Genomic DNA, 20,742 nt, shown 5'->3' with positions numbered 1-20,742 from the left:
CACTATGACGTACGTCGTACGTCCGATTTGTCGGAGGTGGTCACCTGGCCCGCTTGCGCAACCCGTCGAGATCGTGGATCACCACGCGACGCCGCCCGGTCTCGATCAGCCCGCGGTCGCGCAGCGTCCGTAGCGCCTTGCTGACGGCCTCACGCGAGGCCCCGGTCCACCCGGCCAGCTCGTCCTGCGAGAGCGGCAGCGCCACGCGTACGCCGCTGTTGGTCTTCTCGCCGTAGCGCTCGGCCAGCTCGATCAGCCTGGTCGCCACCCGGCCCGTGGTGTCGAACGCGCCGTACTCGATCCGCTTCCTGTCGGCGTCGCGCAGCCGCCCCGTGACGAGTTGCATGAGCAGTACGGCGATGCGCCCGTGCGCCTGCAGGAACGCGGGGAAGTCGCGGATCACGATGCCCGCGATCGGCTCCAGCGCGGTGACCGTCGCCGAACGCGGCGAACCGTCGATGGCCGACATCTCGCCGAGCAGCCCGCCCGGCCCCCGCACGGCCAGCACGACCTCGGTGCCGCTGCTCGTGTGCGACGACACCTTCACCCGGCCCTCGGTCAGCACGAGCACCCAGTCGGAGGTGTCGCCCTCGCTCATCACCGTCGTTCCGCGCTCCCACCTGCGCGGGCGTCCTGCGGCGCGCATCTCCTCGATCTCCTCGGGGGTGAGCATGGAGAAGAACTCGCCGAGATCTGGGTTCATGCGCCGATTATGTCGGTACGGTCAGCGCCCTTCTAGGTCAATGAGGTCAGAACGTAGGCGCCCACGAGTTCTTCCTTGCCCTTGAGGCTCAGCTTTCCCAGAGGGTTCACCGTGACGCCGACACCCAGTTGCTTGCGGGTCGTCTCGCCGATCACCACCGTGCCCGGTTCGGCGAGGCCCTGCAGCCGGGCGGCCACGTTCACGCAGTCGCCCATCGCGTTGAAGCCGCGCAGCTCCGGGCTGCCGATGTTGCCGACCAGGGCGGGACCGGTGTTGACGCCGACGCGGAACGTCGGCCACGCCTCCGCGTCCTCCCGCTTCCAGGCGATCTCCTCGGCCACCTCGGCGGCGGCCTCCTGCATGGCCAGGGCCGCCCGGCAGGCCGCCCTGGCATGGCCGGTCTGCGTGGCCGGGGCGTTGAACAGGGCGAGCAGCGCGTCGCCGACGAACTGCACGATCGTGCCGCCGTTGTCCAGAATGCAGGGCACCGCGGCCGTGTGATAGCGGTTGAGCATCTCGACGATCTCGCCGGGCGTGACCCGCTCCGAGAATGTGGTGAAGCCCTTGAGGTCGGCGAAGAGCGCGGTGAGCTCCTTCATCTGGCCGCCGAGCGCCGCCTGGGTGGGGTCGGCGAGCAGGGCGGCGGCCACGTCGGGCGACATGTACTGCCGGAACAGCGTGTTGAGCTCCTGGTAGAGGCGGGCGTTCTCCAGCGAGATCGAGATCTGCCCGGCCAGCGTGGCGGCCAGCGCCTCGTCCTGCGACGTGCGGCCGACCGGCACCTCCAGCACCCCCGCCAGGTGGCCCTTGACGGTCAGCGGGAAGGCGAACAGGCTGTCGCGCCTGATGGGGGCGTCTCCGGAGAAGTCGTACTCGCGGGAGCCGATCTGCGTCTTCCCGTCGGCGATCAGGCCGATCCGCACGTCGCCGTACGCCTGCCGGACGCGTTCCAGCGCGGTGGCCAGGAGGTCGGTCTCGGACAGGTGCACGCGGGTCTGGGCGCTCACCGCCACCAGGGCGCCTAAGCGCTGGGAGAGCTCGCGCTCGCTGGCCAGCGCCTCGCCGGCCCGGTCGAGAATCGCGGTCTGCCCCTCGGTGAGCCGGAACTTGCCCGACAGCCGGGTCGCCGCCAGCGGCTCGCCGCGCCGTACGTGCTCGACCAGCTCTTCCAGGACCTCGTCGTACTGCCGCTGGATGCGGGCCACGGTCGCCGACAGCGCGACCGAGTCGAACAGGCCGGCGCTCGACCCCTCACGCATGAACTGCAGGTACGCGCTGTAGGCGACGAAGACGAAGGCCAGCGTCAGCAGGATGTGCCACTCCCACCAGGACAGGTGCCAGTTGAGCTGCGACATCCCGGCGATCATGGCCTCGGCGAGCAGCGCGTAGGCGGTGATCAGGCTGATCAGCATGGCCGACGGCCGCTGCCTGTGGAGCTGGAACATCATCACGCTGGCCGCGCCGTACAGGCCCAGGCCCGGCAGCGACAGCCACACGAGCCAGTTGACCGGCTCCTTGAACGGCGGCTCGCTGAGCGGCGTCAGCCCGGGGATCAGCGAGGCCACTCCCCAGACGATCATGAACCCGAAGAGCACGGCCCGTATGAAGTGCTGATATCTCAGTACGGTCTGCGCCGCCCGCTCGCCCAGCGGAAAGGCCGAGACGAACGCGAACGCCGCGGCGATCGTGAGCCCGACCTGCTGCCCGAGGTCGAACCCGATCGATCCGGTGGGCAGGATGACCTGCGGCGTGGCCATGCCGTGCAGGAAGAAGAACCCGGCGCTCGACAGGAACACCATCGAGACCAGGAAGAGCCGGGCGTCCTGCCTCCTGCGCGACGCTTCGCTGATCAGCGTGCCGAGCGCCACGTTGAGGCCGGCCACCGCGATGATCATCCAGAAGTGGCTGGAGTGGTGCTCCCACATGATGTTGAGGTGGTCCTGGGCCAGGAGCAGCCAGAGGCCGAGCAGTGGCAGGACCAGATGGATGGCCCAGACCACCCCGCGCACCGGCTGCGTGGCAGGAGGGAGGTAGGGACTGGCGGTCGGCAAGGTCATCCTCCGTGTAATACGTGCGCCCCCGAACAGTCCCGATTATCCACGGCCGACAAGGCCCGCCAATGCGTCCTTTTACCTACAGCCGACTTTCATGACCCGTCAAGTAGTGTCATACGCATTGTCGCGTAATGAACACGTTATGTAGTTTCTGTCATCCATTGGAACGGTTGAAACGTGAACCTCATGCTCATCCTGAGCAACACACGTTCCTCGGAGGAAAACCCGTGGCTATCAAGATTCGCGGTGGGCGCACGCTCACACTCGCCACTGTCGGAGCGCTGGCCGTCTCGCTCCTCGCCGTCGGCGGAGTCGCCACCGCGTCGTCGGCGTCAGAGGTGTACGCCTGCGTGCACAAGAAGACGCGGTACGCCCGCATCGTCAACCCCACCACTCCGTGCAGGAAGACGGAGATCCGGATGGTGATCGGCGGCGGCGGTCAGTCGACGACCACGATCACGGAGGGCACCAAGGGCGACACCGGCCCGCAGGGCCCGAAGGGTGACACCGGCCTCCAGGGCAGGCAGGGCTTCCCCGGCAAGAACGGCAAGGACGGCCTTCCCGGCAAGAATGGCACCGACGGCCTGCCGGGCAAGGATGGCAAGGACGGTCTGCCGGGCAAGAACGGCACCGACGGCGTCGATGGCAAGGACGGCAAGGACGGCCTTCCGGGCAAGACCGGCGCCGACGGCAAGGACGGTAAGGACGGCCTGCCCGGTAAGGACGGCAAGGACGGCGCCGACGGCAAGAACGGGCTCCCGGGCAAGGACGGTGCCGACGGCAAGAACGGGCTCCCGGGCAAGGACGGTGCCGACGGCAAGAACGGGAAGGACGGCCTGCCCGGTAAGGACGGCAAGGACGGCGTCGACGGTAAGGGCATCACCTACACGACCTACACCCGTTCGAACTCCTTCAGCTCGGGCAGCGGCTCCGTCTCCTGCTCCAGCGGCGACGTCGCGACCGGCGGCGGCTTCACCATCAGCGGCAGCGCCAACGTCACCAGCAGCGCCCCCAGCGGCGGGTCGGGCTGGTCGGTCACCGCGGTCAAGGACGACAACAACAACATGGCCGCCCAGACCAGCGGCAACCACGGCGTGAGTGGCACCGTCTACGTGGTCTGCCTCAAGAAGTCCTGACAAAACGACGAAGGCCGGTACGGCAGTACCCCGTACCGGCCCTCGCGGAGAACTCAGCCGAACAGCGCGGGCAGCGTGCCGGAGTGCGTCTCGCGCAGCTCCGCGACCGGCACCTCCAGCACCCCCTCCACCACGAGCGACGTGCCGCCGGTGGTGCCGAGCCCGTAGCAGGGCACCTCATGGTCGACGCAGAGCGCCGCGAACCGGTCGAACGCCTCCGGCCGGATCGCCACCAGCACGCGCGCCGACGACTCGCTGAACAGGTCGGTGAACGCGTCGCCGCTCAGCGCCACCGTCGCCCCGATGCCCCGCGCCAGGCAGGACTCGGCGAGCGCGATGGCCAGGCCACCGTCGGACAGATCGTGGGAGCCCTCGAGGAGCCCCAGCGCGGCGGCCTCCACCAGCACGGTGGCCATCGCCTGCTCGGCCGCCAGGTCGGCCTCGGGCGGCAGACCGCCGAGGTGACCGTGGGCGACGTGCGCCCACTCCGAGCCGCCGAACTCGTCCTTCGTCTCACCGAGCAGCGCGATGCGCAGGCCCTCGGCGACGAACCCGGTGGCGACCCGCTTGGCCACGTCGTCGATCACGCCGAGCACGCCCACGACCGGGGTCGGGTGGATCGGGGTCGAGCCGGTCTGGTTGTAGAAGGAGACGTTGCCGCCGGTGACCGGCACGCCGAGGGTCCGGCAGGCGTCGGCGAGCCCGCGTACGGCCTCGGCGAACTGCCACATGACCTCGGGGTCCTCGGGCGAGCCGAAGTTGAGGCAGTTGGTGACGGCCAGCGGACGGGCCCCGGTGACGGCGACGTTGCGGTAGGCCTCGGCCAGCGCGAGCTGGGCGCCCGCGTAGGGGTCGAGCCGCGCGTAGCGGCCGTTGCCGTCGGTGGCCAGGGCGATGCCCCTGGTCGTCGGCTCGGCGCCGGCCATGATCTCGGAGATGCGCAGCATCCCGGCGTCGGCGGGCTGGGCGAGCACGGTGTTGGACCGGACATAGCGGTCGTACTGGGAGGTCACCCACTCCTTCGACGCCAGGTTCGGTGAGCCGAGCAGCTCCAGGAGGGTGGCACGCAGGTCGGCGGGCCGGTCGAGGCGGTCGGGGGTGTCGGCGTTGAGCGCCGACTGCCCGGCGGGCTCGTGGAACGGCCGCTCGTAGACCGGGCCGTCGTCGGCGGCGGTGCCGGGCGGGATGTCGACGATCGTCTCGCCGTCCCAGGTCATCACCAGCCGGCCGGTGTCCGTGACCTCGCCGATCACGGTGGCCGGGACATCCCACTTCTGGCAGATCGCCATGAACGCCGAGATGTCCGACGGCCGGACCACGGCCATCATCCGCTCCTGCGACTCGCTCATCAGGATCTCCTCGGGCCTGAGCGAGTGATCGCGGAGCGGGACCAGGTTGAGGTCGACGTGCATGCCGCCGGTGCCCTTGGCGGCCAGCTCGGTGGTCGCGCACGAGACGCCGGCCGCGCCGAGGTCCTGGATGCCCACGACCACGTCGGCCGCGTACAGCTCCAGGCAGCACTCGATGAGCAGCTTCTCCATGAACGGGTCGCCCACCTGCACGGCGGGCCGCTTGGCGTGCGACTCGTCCTCGAAGGTCGCCGAGGCGAGCACCGACGCGCCGCCGATGCCGTCGGGCCCGGTCGAGGCGCCGAACAGCACCACCTTGTTGCCCGGCCCCGGCGCGGTGGCCAGCTTGATCTGGTCCTTGCGCAGCAGGCCCACGCAGAGCGCGTTGACCAGCGGGTTGCCGATGTAGCAGGGGTCGAAGACGAGCTCGCCGCCGATGTTGGGCAGGCCCAGGCAGTTGCCGTAGCTGCTGATGCCCTCGACCACGCCGGGCAGCACGCGCCGGGTGTCGTTCTGGTCGGCGCCGCCGAAGCGCAGCGCGTCCATGACCGCGATCGGGCGGGCGCCCATCGACATGATGTCGCGCACGATCCCGCCCACGCCGGTGGCGGCGCCCTGGTGCGGCTCCACGTAGGACGGGTGGTTGTGCGACTCGATCTTGAAGGTGGCGGCCCAGCCGTCGCCGATGTCGACGACGCCGGCGTTCTCGCCCATGCCGACGAGCAGTGCGTCGGACTTGGGGGCCTTGGTGGCGAACTGCCGCAGATGCACCTTGGACGACTTGTACGAGCAGTGCTCGGACCACATGACGCTGTAGATGGCCAGCTCGGAACCCGTGGGACGACGACCGAGGATCTCCTTGACCCGGTCGTACTCCTCCTGCTTCATCCCCAGCTCGGCGAACGGCATCGGCTCGGCGGGCGTTTCGACGGCCCGCTTGACGCTGTCGGTGCTCACGCGTTCACCAGCTTCTTGAGGATGGAGGTGAAGAAGCCGAGCCCGTCCGTGCTCGGCGCGCCGACCAGGTTTTCGACGGCGTGCTCGGGGTGCGGCATGAGGCCGACCACGTTGCCCGCCTCGTTGCGGATGCCGGCGATGTCGTTGAGTGAGCCGTTGGGGTTGCCGAGGTAGCGCATGACCACGCGGTTGTCCGCCTCGAGCGCGGCGAGCGTCTCGGGGTCGGCGACGTAGCGGCCTTCGCCGTGCTTGATGGGCAGCACGACCTCCTGGCCGGGCTCGAACGAGTTGGTCCAGGGTGTGCCGGTCGACTCCACACGGAGCCGCTGGTCACGGCAGACGTAGTGCAGCGACGCGTTGCGCGTCAGCGCGCCCGGCAGCAGGTGCGCCTCGCACAGGATCTGGAACCCGTTGCACGTGCCGAGCACGGGCAGCCCTTCGCGGGCGGCCGGGACGAGCTCCCGCATCAGCGGGGCGAACCGGGAGATGGCGCCACACCGCAGGTAGTCGCCGTAGGAGAAGCCGCCGGGCAGGAAGACGGCGTCCACACCCTTGAGGTCGTGGTCGGCATGCCACAGCGGAACGGCTTCCGCGCCGGACAGTCTGATCGCTCTGGCGGCGTCCTGGTCGTCGAGAGTTCCTGGAAAGGTGACTACCCCCACGCGGGCGCTCATGTCTTGCGTCTCCTCCAGCGTTTCGTGGTGTGCACAGCAAGGCTATCTGGTGCTCGTCCATGCCTCTCAACGGCGTCATCCCACGCACGCGTAGGAACGGGCCGTTGGGACGGCCCGTGGAGGGGTTGCGAGATCGGCTAGACCGCGGCCAGCTCGCGGGAGCGGCGGTTCGCCGTTTCCTCCCAGGCGAGGGTCTTGCGGAGGTGGACCGTGGTGCCACGGCCGGGAGTGATGCCGAAGGAGATCTCATCCACGACCGAGCGCATGATCAGCAGGCCGCGGCCGTTCTCGGTGTCGGGGGGCGGAAAGGTCATGGGCATCGAGGGGATGCCGACGCCGTTGTCGACGACGCGCACATCGCAGCGGCCGGACCCGATCGAGGCCGTGACCTCGTAACGGTTGGCCGGACCGCCGTGCCGTACCGCGTTCGAGCACGCCTCGGAGACCGCGAGCAGCATGTCGGAGATGCACGCCTCGCTCACGTTGAGCGAACGCATCGCATCTCCCAGCACTCGCCTGACCATCGGTATGCCGATCGCATCCCGAGGCAGCGCCAACGAGAACTCAATATCCACCGGACTCCTCCGGGCTCCGGAATGTCACCTGGAGTAGGTTTCCCCGTGAAATCGGGGCTAACCGCAAAATCACGTTGTTGTTATTTAGTGTTGGCAAGCTCGTGGCATTGTGGCACGCCCGAACCCGACTTTAGCCGGTCGCGGGTATTTCGAGGCGTCAAATGTGCCGTTCTACTGTTCAACGCGCACGGTGTAGTCCTCGATGACGGTGTTGGCCAGCAGGGTCTCGGCCATCTTTCGGACGTCCGCAAGTGCCGCCTCGTCGGCCGGCCCCTCCAGATCGACCTCGAAGCGCTTGCCCTGGCGTACGGCTGAGACTCCGGAGAAGCCCAGCCTGGGCAGGGCGCGGGCGATGGCCTGGCCCTGCGGATCGAGAATCTCGGGCTTCAGCATGACGTCTACGATGACGCGCGCCACTGCGTTCCTCCTGGGTGCGGCGGGAGATGGGAAAGCCAGCCTACCGGCGCGTGTGGCAGGCAACACAACGGGAAGTGGGAGGGGATGGGGCTTGCGCGAAGGGCTGTGACGTCTGCCACGATGTCCCCAAACGCGTACGAACCACCACCACATGGTCCGTCGCTCGAAAGGCTGGCCTAAGGTGGCAACCCCATCGACCCCGGCCCTGACCGCACAGGAGTGGCACGTGACACTCGACGCCTCTCGTGGTGCACAAGCACCCCCGGAGCTCGTTCAGCTCCTCACCCCCGAGGGTGAACGGGTCGAGCACCCCGACTACGACATCGATCTCAAGCCAGAAGAGGTCAGGTCCCTCTACCGCGACCTCGTACTCGTCCGGCGCATAGACCTGGAAGCCGTCGCTCTGCAGCGGCAGGGCGAGCTCGGCATCTGGGCGTCCCTGCTCGGCCAGGAGGCCGCGCAGATCGGCTCCGGCCGGGCGCTGACCGACGCGGACATGGCCTTCCCCACCTACCGCGAGCACGGCGTGGCCTGGTGCCGGGACGTCGACCCGGTGAAGCTGCTCGGCCTGTTCCGCGGGGTGAACCACGGCGGGTGGGACCCCAAGGAGCACAACTTCCACCTGTACACGATCGTGATCGGCAGCCAGACCCTGCACGCCGTCGGCTACGCGATGGGCATCCAGCGCGACGACGCGACCGCGGCCGTCATCGCCTACTTCGGCGACGGCGCCACCTCCCAGGGCGATGTGAACGAGTCGTTCATCTGGGCCAGCGTGTTCAACGCGCCGATCGTGTTCTTCTGCCAGAACAACCAGTGGGCCATCTCCGAGCCGCTGGAGAAGCAGAGCCGCATCCCCCTCTACCGCCGGGCCTCCGGGTTCGGCTTCCCCGGCATCCGGGTCGACGGCAACGACGTGTTCGCCTGCCTCGCCGTGACCAGGCAGGCGCTCAAGAACGCCCGCGAAGGCCAGGGCCCGACGCTCATCGAGGCGTTCACGTACCGCATGGGCGCCCACACCACCACGGACGACCCGACGCGCTACCGCGTGGCGAGCGAGCTGGAGGCGTGGAAGCTCAAGGACCCGATCGAGCGGGTCAAGGCGTACCTGTTCAAGAACGAGTTCGCCGACCAGGCCTTCTTCGACTCGGTCGAGGGCGAGGCCGACCAGCTCGGCGCCGACCTGCGCAGGCGCTGCCTGGCGATGCCCGACCCCGCGCCGCTCGACATCTTCGACCACGTGTACGCCGAGCCGCACGCGCTGATCGACGAGGAACGTGCCCAGTACGCCGCCTACCTGGAAGGCTTCGAGTCATGAGCGTCCTCAGCCTGTCCAAGGCGCTCAACGAGGGCATGCGCAAGGCCATGGAGGACGACCCCAAGGTCCTCATCATGGGCGAGGACGTCGGCAAGCTCGGCGGCGTGTTCCGCGTCACCGACGGCCTGCAGAAGGACTTCGGCGAGGACCGCGTCATCGACACCCCGCTGGCCGAGTCGGGCATCGTCGGCACCGCGATCGGCCTGGCGCTGCGCGGCTACCGGCCGGTGTGCGAGATCCAGTTCGACGGCTTCGTCTTCCCCGCGGCCGACCAGATCATCACCCAGCTCGCCAAGATGCCGATGCGCTCGCTCGGCGCGATCAAGCTGCCCGTGGTCGTCCGCATCCCCTGCGGCGGCGGCATCGGCGCGGTCGAGCACCACAGCGAGTCCCCCGAGGCCTACTTCACGCACACCGCCGGGCTGCGCGTGGTCGCCTGCTCCAACCCGGCCGACGCCTACACGATGATCCAGCAGGCCATCCGCTCCGAAGACCCGGTCATCTTCTTCGAGCCCAAGCGGCGCTACTGGGAGAAGGCCGAGGTCGACACCGTCAATACCGACTGGTGGATGCCCCTCGACCGCGGCCGGACCGTGCGCCAGGGCACCGACATCACGCTGATCGCCTACGGCCCGATGGTGAAGACCTGCCTGGAGGCCGCCACGGCCGCCGAGGGCGACGGGCGCTCGGTCGAGGTCATCGACCTGCGCTCGCTCAACCCGCTCGACGCGCCGCTGGTGATGGACTCGGTACGCCGTACCGGCCGGGCCGTGGTGGTGCACGAGGCGCCGGTCTACAGCGGCTTCGGCGCCGAGCTGGCGGCCCGGATCACCGAGCAGTGCTTCTACCGGCTGGAGTCGCCGGTGCTGCGCGTCGGCGGCTTCTCCACGCCCTACCCCCCGTCGAAGCTGGAGGAGCACTACCTGCCCGACCTGGACAGAGTGCTCGACGCCGTCGACCGTGCCTTCGGCTACTGAGGAGGGGCCTCATGCGACGTGAATTCAAGCTCCCCGACGTCGGCGAAGGCCTGACGGAGGCGGAGATCGTCCGCTGGCACGTCAAGGCCGGCGACGCGGTCAAGGTCAACCAGATCGTCGTGGAGATCGAGACGGCCAAGTCCATCGTCGAACTGCCGATCCCCTGGGACGGCGTGGTCTCCGGCCTGATGGCCGACGAGGGCCAGACGATCGACGTCGGCCTTCCCATCATCGCCGTCGACACGGGCGAGCCGGACGACGCCTCCGGCCGGGTGGCTGACGTGTCCGGCCAGGCAGCCGACGCCTCCGGCGGCGAGGCCGACCGGGTACAGGCGCTGGCGGACGACCTGGTCCCGCGCCCTCCGGCCGAGGGAGCCGTCGAACCCGGCGCCCACGGCAGCCCCGCCCCCAAGGAGGAACGCCAGGCGGTCCTGGTCGGCTACGGCGTCAAAACCGGCGCCACCAAACGCCGCCCCCGCAAATCCCGCCCCGACGAGCCCGCCGGCTCCGACCAGTCACCGGTGATCCCGGCCACTCCGGTCGCGAACCCGCCCCGCGTCGAGGCCTCCACCGCGCCTCGGGGTTCCGTGGGGGGCGATGCGACTCGGGGTCCCGTGGGGGGAGGCGCGGTCCGTGCGGACCTCAGCCTGTCGCAGGTCGCAGTCCTGGCCAAACCGCCGGTCCGCAAGCTGGCCAAGGACCTGGGCGTGGACCTGACCAGCCTGGCGGGCTCGGGCCCCCACGGCTCGATCACCCGGGACGACGTCCACGCCGCTGCTGAGGGGCCCGCCCCACGGGCGATCCCCCAGCAGGGCGAGGAGCGTATCCCCGTCAAGGGCGTCCGCAAGATGACCGCCCAGGCCATGGTGGCCAGCGCCTTCACCGCCCCGCACGTCACCGAGTTCCTCCAGCTCGACGTCACCGAGACCATGGACGCGGTCCGGCGGCTGCGCACTCTGCCGGACTTCGCCGAGGTCAAGGTCTCGCCGCTGCTCCTGGTCGCCAAGGCCGTGCTCACGGCCGCCAGGCGGCACCCGATGATCAACTCCTCGTGGGACGAAGCCGCTCAGGAGATCGTGGTCAAGCACTACGTCAACCTGGGCATCGCCGCGGCCACCCCGCGCGGTCTCGTCGTCCCCAACATCAAGTCCGCCCACCAGCTTTCCCTCCCCGAACTGGCCACCGAACTGGGCCGGCTGGCGGAGACCGCCAGGGCGGGCCGGACCCAACCGGCCGAGATGTCGGGTGGCACGATCACGATCACGAACGTGGGCGTGTTCGGCGTCGACACCGGCACCCCGATCCTGAACCCGGGCGAGGCCGCCATCCTCGCCTTCGGCCAGATACGGGACATGCCGTGGGTGGTGGACGGCGAGCTGGCGGTACGCAAGGTCACGACCCTGGCGCTCTCCTTCGACCACCGGATCGTGGACGGCGAGCTGGGGTCGCTGTTCCTGCGCGACGTCGGCGCCATGCTGGAGGACCCGCTCCGCATGCTCGCCTGGAGCTGACCGACGGCGACCCGCTCGCCTGACCGAGGGCGGGCGCGAGGGTCTGCTCGTCTGACCGAGGGTCCGCTCGTCTAACCGAGGGCGGGCGTGAGGATCCGCTTGTCCGCTGAGGTCGGGCCGTATGACCCGACCCAGACGGGCGCGCCCAGAGCGTCCGCCACCGCCGCGGGCCAGTCGGTGACGGCGTCGTCGTACACCGGCTTGGCCCGCAGCAGGCGAGCGGTGAGCGCGGCCCCGTCACCGGGCTGGAGGCCCGTCTCGAACGCAGGGCCCTCGTACGCGTGGCACAGCCGAGACACCGGCGCGTCCAGGTGCGTGAGCGCCAGCCCGTCGACACCTCCCGCCACCTCGACCGCGTACCGATGCGCCACGACGTCGAAGTGCCCCACCCGGAACGCCCCCTGCCACGGCCCCGTGCCGTTGTGCCGCTCCGGCAGCTCCAGCGTGGGGTCCTCCGTGACCAGCGGCCCCGGCCCGTGCCGGGGCGTGTAGGTCCGCAGCACGCCGAGCCGGACGGCTCCGGCCCCGCCCAGCAGCTCCAGCGCGTTCGCGAACGTCGTGGTGCTCCAGGTCGTGTACGGGTCGAACCCGTGGTTCTCGTCCAGCAGCACCCCCTGCGCCCCCTCGAACACCACCGGCCCCCGCCTGAGCAGGTCATCAGCGGAATCCACCAGCCGCACCCGCGCCGCGAACGCCCGGTAGGCCGCCACGCAGTCCGCCACCGGCGGCCCGTCCACCCCCAGCGCCTCCCGCAGCACGCCGAGCTTGCGGGTCAGCGTCGCGGGAGAGTCGCCCGCGCGCGGGGCGAGCGAGCCGTGCGCCAGCGCGTACGCCATCGTCTCCCCGACGCCCATCCCGCACGACCCGTGCCGCTCCGCCCCGCGCGCCAGCTCCCGCCGGCGGCCCGCCTCGATGTGGTACGGCGTGGCCAGCAGGCAATCCCGATGGACCGTGAGCAACCCGAACGGATCCGGCACGCCGAGCCGTACCAGATGGGCGGCTTCGGCGGAGAGCGCCAGCGGATCGACCACCACGAACCTCGACAGATGCGTCGGCACCCCCCGCAACGTCCCCGAGCCGAACTGCGCGAACGTGTGGTGCCGGCCATCCGGCAGCACCACGTTGTGCGCCGCCTGCGCGCCGCCGTTGAAGCGGATCACCGCGTGGACCGGCCGGGTGGCGCACAGCCAGTCCACGACGGTGCCCTTGCCGGCGTCGCCGTACCCGAGGTCGGCGACGATGACGTGTTCGCTCACGCGTCGAGCCCGTCGAGCGGCTCCGACACCACGAGCGCGCCGCGGTCGAGTTTGGCCAGCGCCTTCGACACCGAGGCGCCGGCGCGCGAGCCGAGCCCGGCCAGGTCGTCGAGGCCCTCGTCGAGGCCGATGGCGTCCTCGCCGAGCCCGACCGTGAGCGCGATCGTCTCGCAGACCGCGTCCAGGTCGTCGAGCTCCAGCACGTTCTGGCCGAGCAGGTCGCGCCAGGTGCCCAGCACCTGCTTGTTCCCGGCGTAGCTGGCCCCGGCGGGCAGGATGTAGTAGACGTCGTACTTCTGGGTCAGCTCGGCGACGATCGCCGCGACGTCGATGTCGCGCTGGCGCGGGTCGCCGATCAGCTTGTTGACGGCCTTCCCACTGACCCGCTGATAGGGCAGCTCGTCGCCGATCATGAACAGGTATCCCCGCTTGCCGCGCTTCTCGTAGCAGTCGATCGAGGTGTGCCTGGCCATGAAGTACATGGCCAGCTCGTACGACTCACGCATCTGGCCGCCGCCCCCGCCCTCCAGCAGGATCTGGCCGAGCTGGTCGTCCATGCGGTTGTCGGACTCGAACTGCCCGACCTGGAGCGGCGCCCGGTCGCAGGTGGCGTCGCCGATCGCGCCGAACATGATCTGCGGGTCGGTGGCGTACCCCTTGCGCAGCAGCAGCCCGAGCAGGTCGGGCAGCTTGGCCTGCAGCACGCGCGGGACGCGGCCCATCGAGCCGGTGACGTCGAAGAGCACGGCGACGGCCAGCGAGTCCGGGTGTTCGTCGGAGTCGCGGCTCTCCCGCGTGACGCCGAACGGGTCGAGGTCGGGGTGGGTGGTGGCGGCGCCGCCGTCGCTGTAGGCGAAGGCGCTGGCGCCGGTGGCGGCCCGGTAGTGGGCGGCCGAGCTGTAGACGTCGGTGGACCAGATTCCGCTGCCCATGATCTTCTCCCTAGAGGTGAAGGGGCCGGTAGGTACGCGGCCCGTAAAGGTCTTCGAGGAGCTCGTCGAGCTCGGCGAGCAGCGCCCACGCGTCGGCGGGCGGGCGCCGCAGGCAGCCGCGGACGAAGGCGCGCATCGCCCGGGGGTGGTCGCCGAGCAGCCCGGCGACGCATCGGGTGACGCCCAGGACGTCGTCCGCGCCGTCCTCAGAGGCATCGGAGAGCCGCGATGCGCACCAGTCGACGAGGACGAGTCCGTGGTCGATGGGGTGGACGAGTACGTGGCGGGGGAGCACGGCGCCGTGCGTGACTCCGGCCCGGTGCGCCAGGCCGGTGGCCACCAGCAGCCGCCGCCAGATCCAGGCCACGTCCCGGGGGTCGAGGCCGGTGCCGAGCCGGGTCAGGGTGACGAAGCCGCTGGGTGCCCGGCTGAGGACGTTCGCCTGCCGTACGGTCCCCCCGGCTTTATGCCGAAATTTCGAGACAAGGCGGGGGATGTACGGCAGGAAGCGTGGGTCCGCTTCCGTGGCGATCTGGGTCAGCGCGGCGGCTTCCCGCACCAGCAGGTGGTTGTCGGCCGGGTCGCGCGGCAGCTTGAGCACCGCGTCCCCGTCGGCCGGGTACAGGACGGCGGTGCCGCCCCGATGCAGGAGCGGCCCGATCCGATAGGGCCCGACCCGCTGACCGCGGTTGTGGTCGGACCACAGCTCGGCCAGCCGGGCGAACGCCCCCGCCGTCTCCGGGGACACGTCCGGGTGGAGCAACCGGGCCAGACGCCGGTAGACCCGCGCGGGGGAGTCGCCCGCGAAGAGGTCGCCGGCCGAACGCGCCCCTGTGACGATCGACGCGGCCTCCTCCGCGTTCACCGGATCTCCTCCTGCGTTCACCGGATCTCGTCCTCCCGCGAGGGCCGCAGCAGGGCGGGATGCAGCAGCCGGGCGTCGCCCGCGCGGTACAGCTTGGCCCGCGGCCCGCCCTTGGGCCCGCCGGTCTGCGTGGTCTCGCCGGTGCCCTCCACGAACCCGGGCACCGACAGCACCTTCCGGTGGAAGTTGCCCGCGTGCAGCGGCGTGCCCCACACGCTCTCGTAGATCAGCCGCAGCTCGGAGACCGTGAACGTGTCGCCGGCGAAGGCCGTGGCCAGTGGGGTGTACTCCAGCTTCGACCGGGCCCGCTCCACGCCGTCGGCCAGGATGCGCTGATGGTCGAAGGCCAGCCGCGGCACGTCGTCGACCGGATGCCACACGGCCGCCGCCGCGTCGGTGCCCGCCCGGGGATCGGGCAGGTCGGGGGCGAAGGCCAGGTACGAGATCGACACCACGCGCATCCGCGGGTCCCTGCCGGGGCCGCCGTAGCTGGCGAGCTGCTCGATGTGCGCGGGCGCGGCGTCCAGCCCGGTCTCCTCGGCCAGCTCCCGCACCGCCGCCTCGGCCAGGTCCTCGTCGGGCCGGATGAAGCCGCCGGGCAGCGCCCAGGCGCCCTCGTACGGCTCGACGCCGCGCTCCACGATCAGGGCGTGCAGCTGCCGGTCGCGGATGGTCAGCGCCACCACGTCGACCGTCACCGCGACCGGTGGGTACCGCCGCGGGTCGTAGCCGGCCAGGAACTCTTCCATCGCACGTCCTTCTCAAAGTGAGTCAATCTCTCTCTGAGAATAACCAGCCAACCCCAACGTGTCCACAAATTTGGGCATTTACGAGATCGCGTTTAGTTGTTAAGAAGGTTTATTAACAAACTCCATCGAGCTTGCGAGGACCCATGGCCCGCTCCCGGCTCATCCTCATCCTGCTCTGGACCTGCGCTTTGCTGGTCAGTGCTGGAGGTGTCGCCCTGGCCGCACCGGCGGCGACCGCCTCCTCTACAGCCCTCTCCGCCTACAAGATCCAGTCATCCGCCAAGGTGTCGGACTCCGGCGCCGCGATCTCCACCCCCGGCTACGCGGCCTCCGGCTGGTATCCGGTCGGCCCGCGCTCGACCGTCCTGGCCGGGCTGCTGGAGAACAACGTCTACTCAGACCCGTTCTTCTCCACGAACATGCAGTCGATCCCGACCGCCGACTTCGACGTGCCCTGGTGGTACCGCTCGGACTTCACGCTCGGCTCCGAGACCGGGTTACGCACGTTCCTCGACTTCAGCGGTGTGATGTCGAGCGCCGACGTGTGGGTCAACGGCAGCCAGGTGGCCACCGCCGCCCAGGTCGCCGGCGCCTACACCCGCCACGAGCGCGACGTCACCGCGCTGGTCCACCCGGGCGTCAACTCGGTGGCCTTCCGCGTCAACGCCAACAACCCGAACAACCACCTGACGATCGGCTGGATCGACTGGGTCCAGGTCCCGCGCGACGACAACACGGGCATCTTCCGCGACGTGCTGATCAGGCGCAGTGCCGACGTCTCCTTACGCGACGCGCACGTGATCACCAACCTGGCCGTGCCCGCGCTCGACCGCGCCGACCTCACGATCAAGGCCGACGTACGCAACGGCACCGGCAGCGCGGTGACCACCACGGTCAGCGGGACGATCGGCTCGCTCACGTTCTCCCAGAATGTCTCGCTCGCGGCGAACGAGACGAAACGGATCACGTTCAGCCAGACGCTGACGAACCCGCAGGTCTGGTGGCCCTACCAGCTGGGTGCCCAGCCGCTGTACGACCTCGACCTCACGGCGACCGTCGGCGGCGCGGTGAGCGACACGCTGACCCAGCGCTTCGGCGTCCGCAAGGTCGAGTCGGCCAAGAACGCCAGTGGCCGCCGCTTCTACAAGATCAACGGCCGGTCGATCCTGATCAGGGGCGGCGGCTGGTCACCGGACATCTTCCTGCGCAAGGACCTGCGCTACCTGGAGGACAAGATCCGGTACGTCAAGGACCTCGGCCTGAACACCATCCGGGTCGAAGGCCACCTGGACACCGACGAGCTCTACGACCTGGCCGACAAGTACGGCATCCTGACCATGCCCGGCTGGGAGTGCTGTAACAAGTGGGAGGGCTCGTTCGCCACGGCCGACTACCCCATCGCCAAGGCATCGATGCAGGCGGAGGCCACCAGGCTGCGTAACCACCCCAGCGTGATCTCGTTCCTGATCGGCTCCGACAATCCGCCGTCGGCCCAGAAGGAGACCAACTACCTCGACGCGCTGACGGCCGCCGAGTGGCCGCTGCCGATCGTCTCCGTGGCCTCGGACAAGTCCAGCCCGCAACTGGGCACCTCAGGCCTGAAGATGCCGGGCCCGTACGAGTGGGTGCCGCCGAACTACTGGTACAACAAGCGCGAAGGCGGCGCGTTCGGCTTCAACTCCGAGACCAGCGCGGGCCCGGACGTCCCGACGCTCGACTCGCTCAAGCGGATGATGACCACCGCGCAGATCAACTCGCTCTGGCAGAGCCCGAGCGCGACGCAGTATCACCGCTCCCCGTCGAGCACGTTCAACAACCTGACGATCTATCACAACGCCCTCAGAGGCCGGTACGGCGTGCCGTCCAGCCTGACGGACTACGTGAAGAAGGCGCAGCTCGCCCAGTACGAGGCGGTCCGCGCGCAGTTCGAGGCGTACGGCCGCAACTTCACCGACTCCAGCAACCCTTCGACCGGCGTCATCTACTGGATGCTCAACAGCGGCTGGTCGTCGCTGCACTGGCAGTTGTTCGACTACTACCTCGACCAGGGCGGCTCCTACTGGGGCGCCCGTGAGGCGAACAGGCCGCTGCACGTGCAGTACTCCTACGACAACAAGTCCGTCGTCGTGGTCAACTCGGGCACCTCGGCGGCCTCGGGCCTGACGGTCAAGACCGACGTGTTCAACATGGACGGCACCTCGAAGTACACCAACACGGCCACGGTCACCGTCCCCGCCGACGGCGGCAAGACCACCGCGGTCACCGTCCCGTCGATCAGCGGCCTGTCCACGACCTACCTCGTACGGCTGAGCCTGCTGCGAGGCGGCGAGGAGATCGACCGCAACGTGTACGCGCTGTCCACGGCGAGTGACGTCATCGACTGGGACAACAACGACTGGTACTACGTGCCGACCACCAGCTACGCCAACCTGACCGGGCTCAACGGCCTGGCCCAGGCCCCGATCACCGCCACCGCCACGTCGCCGTCCCCCGGGAGCGTCGCGGTGACGATCAGCAACACCGGCACGGGCAAGATCCCCGCGTTCATGCTCGACGCGCACGTCGTGGACGCGTCAGGCAAGCCGGTGCTGCCGATCCAGTGGTCGGACAACGCGATCAGCCTCTGGCCGGGCGAGTCGAAGACCCTCACCGCCACCTACCGGGCCGCCGACCTGAGCGGCGCGGCGAGCGTCCGGGTGTCCGGCTGGAACACCGCGACGCTCACCGTCCCGACCGGCCCCCCGGACACGGAGAACCCGACCATCCCCGGGAACCTGCACAGCACCGCCAAGACGTCCTCCAGCGTCTCGCTGGCCTGGGACGCCTCGTCCGACAACACCGGGGTGACCGGCTATGACGTCTACAACGGCACGACCCTGGCCACCACGGTCACCGGCACGACGGCCACGGTCTCGGGCCTGACGGCCGCCACGCCGTACACGTTCACGGTCAAGGCCCGCGACGCGGCCGGCAACACCTCGGCCCCCTCGAACGCGGTGACCGAGACCACCGGCAGCGGCCCGGTCGTCTACCAGGCCGAGGACGCGACGATCTCCCAGGGCGCGGCGGAGTCGAACCACGACGGCTACACGGGCACCGGGTTCGTCAACTACGACAACGTGACCGGCAGCTACGTCGAGTGGACGGTCAACGCCCCCGTGGCGGGACCGGTCACTCTGGAGCTGCGCTACGCCAACGGCACCACGGTGAACCGGCCGATGGCCATCGCGGTCAACGGCGGCACGGCGGTCAACCGCGACTTCAACGGCACCGGCAACTGGGACACCTGGCAGACCTCCACCCTCACCGTCACCCTCGCTCAAGGAGCCAACAAGATCAGAGCCACCGCCACCACGGCCAACGGCGGACCGAACGTCGACCGGATCTCGATAGGCTGACCTCATGATTCGCCACGTCGTGCTGTTCACCTGGACCGAAGACGCCACCGAGGAGCAGAAGGCCACGGTCGCGACAGAGTTGCGCAAACTGCCGGGGATCATCCCGGAGATCCGGTCCTACACGGCGGACGCCGACGCGGGCATCAACCAGGGCAACCACGAGTTCGGGGTGGTCGCCGACTTCGACAACGTCGACGACTACCTGGTGTACCGCGATCACCCTCAGCACCAGAAGGTGATCGCGGAGCACATCAAGCCGATCATCGCGAGCCGGGCGGCCCTCCAGCTCAGCGTATAGGCGCCTCGTCGGTCCAGCCCTGCTTCTTGATCACGTAGGACTCGAACGGCTCGCCGGACTGCGAGCCGTGGGGCTGGATCAAGGCGCCCTGGACGGCCAGCAGGTCGCCGCTCTCCCTGTCGATGACGATCTGCTGCTGCACGGGCAGGTATTGTCCGCTCCACTGTCGGACGGGGTTGCCCTCAAACACCAACCCGACCCCGACCCGCCCGTCGAGGTCCGCGACCCCATCGATCACCCGCACCTCGGGCAGCCCCGCGAGCATCCTGTAGAGCGCCGCCCTCGTGCCCGGAGTGGTCTCCGCGTCGACCAGCAGCCACCTGGCCGCCATCCAGAGCCAGCTCTCCCGGCTCTCGCCGCCGCTCCCGTCGGCGGGAAAGCCCTTCAGCAGCTTGGCCTTGAGCGTCTCGGCGTCGGTGGGCAACCGCGTCACGGGCTTGTACGTCTTCGGGTCCATGGGGATGTGGAAGACCTTGCCCACCGCGCACTCGCCCGCCCCGGCGTCGCAGAGCGCCGGTTTTCCCGCGTCCTTCCATGCCTGCTCGTCGGCGGGGGTGAGCGGTGCGGCGGAGACGTCGCCCTGCTCACGTTGCTCCTTCCCCTCTCGGTTGATCCACAACACCTGCGTCACGCGCTGCTCGACGGTGAACGTGGAGTTGTCCTTGGGCTTGATCCTGAGCACCTGCACCTCCTCTCGCCGCCACCAGGCGCCCTCGCCGGGCGGCTGGGCGGCCAGCCGGTCCGCCGCCGTGGCGAGCACCTGGGCCGCGTCCTCCGGGGCCGCGCCGGGGGCCGGGCCTCCGCCCAGTCCTGGCGCCACCACGAATCCGCCGACCAGCACCAACGCCACGGACGCGGCTGCCAGCGTCACCCGGGACCAGCCGGGCAGGCGGCGGCGCGGGGCCTCGTTCAGCATCCGGGCGCGGACCGCCATCACCCGCGCGTGGTCGGTCGGCGGCACGTCCGGCATCACGTCGTCGATGAGCTGGAACTCCTTCATCACACCTCAACTCCCAACGCGTCACGCAGTTTGGTCCTGGCCCGGCTCAGCCGGGAGGCGACGGTGCCGTAGGCGACGCCGAGCGCCGCGGCCACCTCGTCGTAGGTGAGCTCGCCGTACGCGACGAGCAGCACCACGTCGCGCTCGCCGCGCGACAGCCCGGCCAGCGCGGCCGAGAGCTTCTGCACGGTCACCCCGGCGGAGACCCGATCCACGACCCGCTGGTCGTGGCCGTCGTCGTCGGGAGGCGGCCCCGATCTGGCGAGAGCCCGGTAGCGCCGCATCTCGGCCCGCCGGTGCCTGCCGGTGAGGTTGGTGGCGATGCCGTACAGCCATGGCCTGATGCCGCCCTTGGCGGCGTCGAAGCTGTCACGGCGCCGAAAGGCGATGAGGAAGGTCTCGGCGGCGAGGTCCTCGGCGATGTCGAGGTCGAGGCGGCGGCCGATGTAGCGGCGGATCTCCTCGTAGTGCGCGTCGAAGACCGTGGCGAACCGCTCGGGATCGGCGACCGCTCCGTCAAGAGATGTGATCATGCAAGGGTCTCCCTTGCCGGGGAACAGGGACACCAGTGAT

The 20,742-nt window shown here is 69.7% G+C and carries 18 protein-coding genes; 6 read left to right on the top strand and 12 right to left on the bottom strand.

The window, feature by feature from the left end; all coding sequences use genetic code 11:
• Window positions 1-40: 40 nt before the first annotated feature.
• Window positions 41-703 (bottom strand): Crp/Fnr family transcriptional regulator, encoded by a 663-nt coding sequence (locus tag KLK06_RS53165; protein ID WP_214643521.1) that lies wholly within the window; start codon window positions 701-703, stop codon window positions 41-43.
• 32 nt (window positions 704-735) lie between these two features.
• Window positions 736-2,760: an adenylate/guanylate cyclase domain-containing protein gene (locus KLK06_RS53160; RefSeq protein WP_214643520.1), complete on the bottom strand. Its 2,025-nt coding sequence runs from the start codon at window positions 2,758-2,760 to the stop codon at window positions 736-738.
• Between the two features lie 224 nt (window positions 2,761-2,984).
• On the opposite strand from KLK06_RS53160, the gene KLK06_RS53155 reads away from it, so the two are divergent.
• A complete protein-coding gene (locus KLK06_RS53155; RefSeq protein ID WP_214643519.1) occupies window positions 2,985-3,893 on the top strand; it encodes a hypothetical protein in 909 nt (302 codons plus the stop codon).
• Between the two features lie 53 nt (window positions 3,894-3,946).
• Here the strand turns inward: KLK06_RS53155 and purL are convergent, their stop codons facing one another.
• The 4 genes from purL to purS all read right to left on the bottom strand — a co-directional run bounded on the left by purL (window position 3,947) and on the right by purS (window position 7,865).
• On the bottom strand, window positions 3,947-6,151 hold the full coding sequence (purL, locus tag KLK06_RS53150) for a phosphoribosylformylglycinamidine synthase subunit PurL (protein WP_214643595.1): 2,205 nt from the start codon (window positions 6,149-6,151) through the stop codon (window positions 3,947-3,949).
• Between the two features lie 44 nt (window positions 6,152-6,195).
• The gene (gene purQ, locus KLK06_RS53145; protein ID WP_214643518.1) at window positions 6,196-6,873 is read right to left on the bottom strand and encodes a phosphoribosylformylglycinamidine synthase subunit PurQ; all 678 of its coding nucleotides are present in this window, start codon (window positions 6,871-6,873) and stop codon (window positions 6,196-6,198) included.
• A gap of 137 nt (window positions 6,874-7,010) precedes the next feature.
• Window positions 7,011-7,397, bottom strand: coding sequence for an ATP-binding protein (locus tag KLK06_RS53140; RefSeq protein ID WP_214643594.1), 387 nt, complete (start codon window positions 7,395-7,397; stop codon window positions 7,011-7,013).
• A gap of 222 nt (window positions 7,398-7,619) precedes the next feature.
• Window positions 7,620-7,865, bottom strand: a complete 246-nt coding sequence (gene purS, locus KLK06_RS53135; protein WP_214643517.1) for a phosphoribosylformylglycinamidine synthase subunit PurS — start codon at window positions 7,863-7,865, stop codon at window positions 7,620-7,622.
• 226 nt (window positions 7,866-8,091) lie between these two features.
• On the opposite strand from purS, the gene pdhA reads away from it, so the two are divergent.
• Genes pdhA through KLK06_RS62095 form a run of 3 tightly spaced genes read left to right on the top strand, consistent with a single transcriptional unit; the run spans window position 8,092 to window position 11,671 of the window.
• Complete coding sequence (pdhA, locus tag KLK06_RS53130; protein WP_214643516.1) at window positions 8,092-9,183, top strand: pyruvate dehydrogenase (acetyl-transferring) E1 component subunit alpha; 1,092 nt, start codon at window positions 8,092-8,094, stop codon at window positions 9,181-9,183.
• The gene (locus KLK06_RS53125; RefSeq protein ID WP_214643515.1) at window positions 9,180-10,160 is read left to right on the top strand and encodes an alpha-ketoacid dehydrogenase subunit beta; all 981 of its coding nucleotides are present in this window, start codon (window positions 9,180-9,182) and stop codon (window positions 10,158-10,160) included. The genes pdhA and KLK06_RS53125 overlap by 4 nt, the downstream gene beginning before the upstream one ends.
• 11 nt (window positions 10,161-10,171) lie before the next feature.
• Window positions 10,172-11,671 carry a dihydrolipoamide acetyltransferase family protein gene (locus tag KLK06_RS62095; protein WP_214643514.1) on the top strand — a complete coding sequence of 500 codons (1,500 nt, stop codon included), beginning with the start codon at window positions 10,172-10,174 and terminating at the stop codon, window positions 11,669-11,671.
• A gap of 71 nt (window positions 11,672-11,742) precedes the next feature.
• Here KLK06_RS62095 and KLK06_RS53115 read toward each other — a convergent pair whose 3' ends face one another.
• The 4 genes from KLK06_RS53115 to KLK06_RS53100 are packed head-to-tail and all read right to left on the bottom strand — an operon-like array spanning window position 11,743 to window position 15,473.
• Window positions 11,743-12,927 carry an adenylosuccinate synthetase gene (locus KLK06_RS53115; RefSeq protein ID WP_214643513.1) on the bottom strand — a complete coding sequence of 395 codons (1,185 nt, stop codon included), beginning with the start codon at window positions 12,925-12,927 and terminating at the stop codon, window positions 11,743-11,745.
• Entirely contained in the window at window positions 12,924-13,859 is a 936-nt protein-coding gene (locus KLK06_RS53110; RefSeq protein ID WP_214643512.1) for a hypothetical protein, read from the bottom strand. Before KLK06_RS53110 ends, KLK06_RS53115 begins: the two co-directional genes overlap by 4 nt.
• Before the next feature lie 10 nt (window positions 13,860-13,869).
• On the bottom strand, window positions 13,870-14,724 hold the full coding sequence (locus KLK06_RS53105; protein WP_214643511.1) for a molecular chaperone DnaJ: 855 nt from the start codon (window positions 14,722-14,724) through the stop codon (window positions 13,870-13,872).
• A 17-nt stretch (window positions 14,725-14,741) separates the two neighbouring features.
• Window positions 14,742-15,473, bottom strand: coding sequence for an NUDIX hydrolase (locus KLK06_RS53100; RefSeq protein ID WP_214643510.1), 732 nt, complete (start codon window positions 15,471-15,473; stop codon window positions 14,742-14,744).
• 143 nt (window positions 15,474-15,616) lie between these two features.
• Between KLK06_RS53100 and KLK06_RS61050 the strand changes: the two genes are divergently transcribed.
• Window positions 15,617-18,871, top strand: a complete 3,255-nt coding sequence (locus tag KLK06_RS61050; RefSeq protein WP_250907455.1) for a fibronectin type III domain-containing protein — start codon at window positions 15,617-15,619, stop codon at window positions 18,869-18,871.
• Window positions 18,872-18,875: 4 nt separating this feature from the next.
• Window positions 18,876-19,169, top strand: coding sequence for a Dabb family protein (locus KLK06_RS53080; RefSeq protein WP_214643509.1), 294 nt, complete (start codon window positions 18,876-18,878; stop codon window positions 19,167-19,169).
• Here the strand turns inward: KLK06_RS53080 and KLK06_RS53075 are convergent.
• On the bottom strand, window positions 19,159-20,169 hold the full coding sequence (locus KLK06_RS53075) for a CU044_5270 family protein (protein WP_214643508.1): 1,011 nt from the start codon (window positions 20,167-20,169) through the stop codon (window positions 19,159-19,161). The genes KLK06_RS53080 and KLK06_RS53075 overlap by 11 nt on opposite strands.
• Window positions 20,169-20,702 (bottom strand): RNA polymerase sigma factor, encoded by a 534-nt coding sequence (locus KLK06_RS53070; RefSeq protein WP_214643507.1) that lies wholly within the window; start codon window positions 20,700-20,702, stop codon window positions 20,169-20,171. Before KLK06_RS53070 ends, KLK06_RS53075 begins: the two co-directional genes overlap by 1 nt.
• Window positions 20,703-20,742 lie beyond the last annotated feature (40 nt).

This window comes from Nonomuraea sp. NEAU-A123 (genome assembly GCF_018603905.1).
Lineage (GTDB): Bacteria > Actinomycetota > Actinomycetes > Streptosporangiales > Streptosporangiaceae > Nonomuraea.
This window is presented reverse-complemented; position numbering and strand designations above follow the sequence as displayed.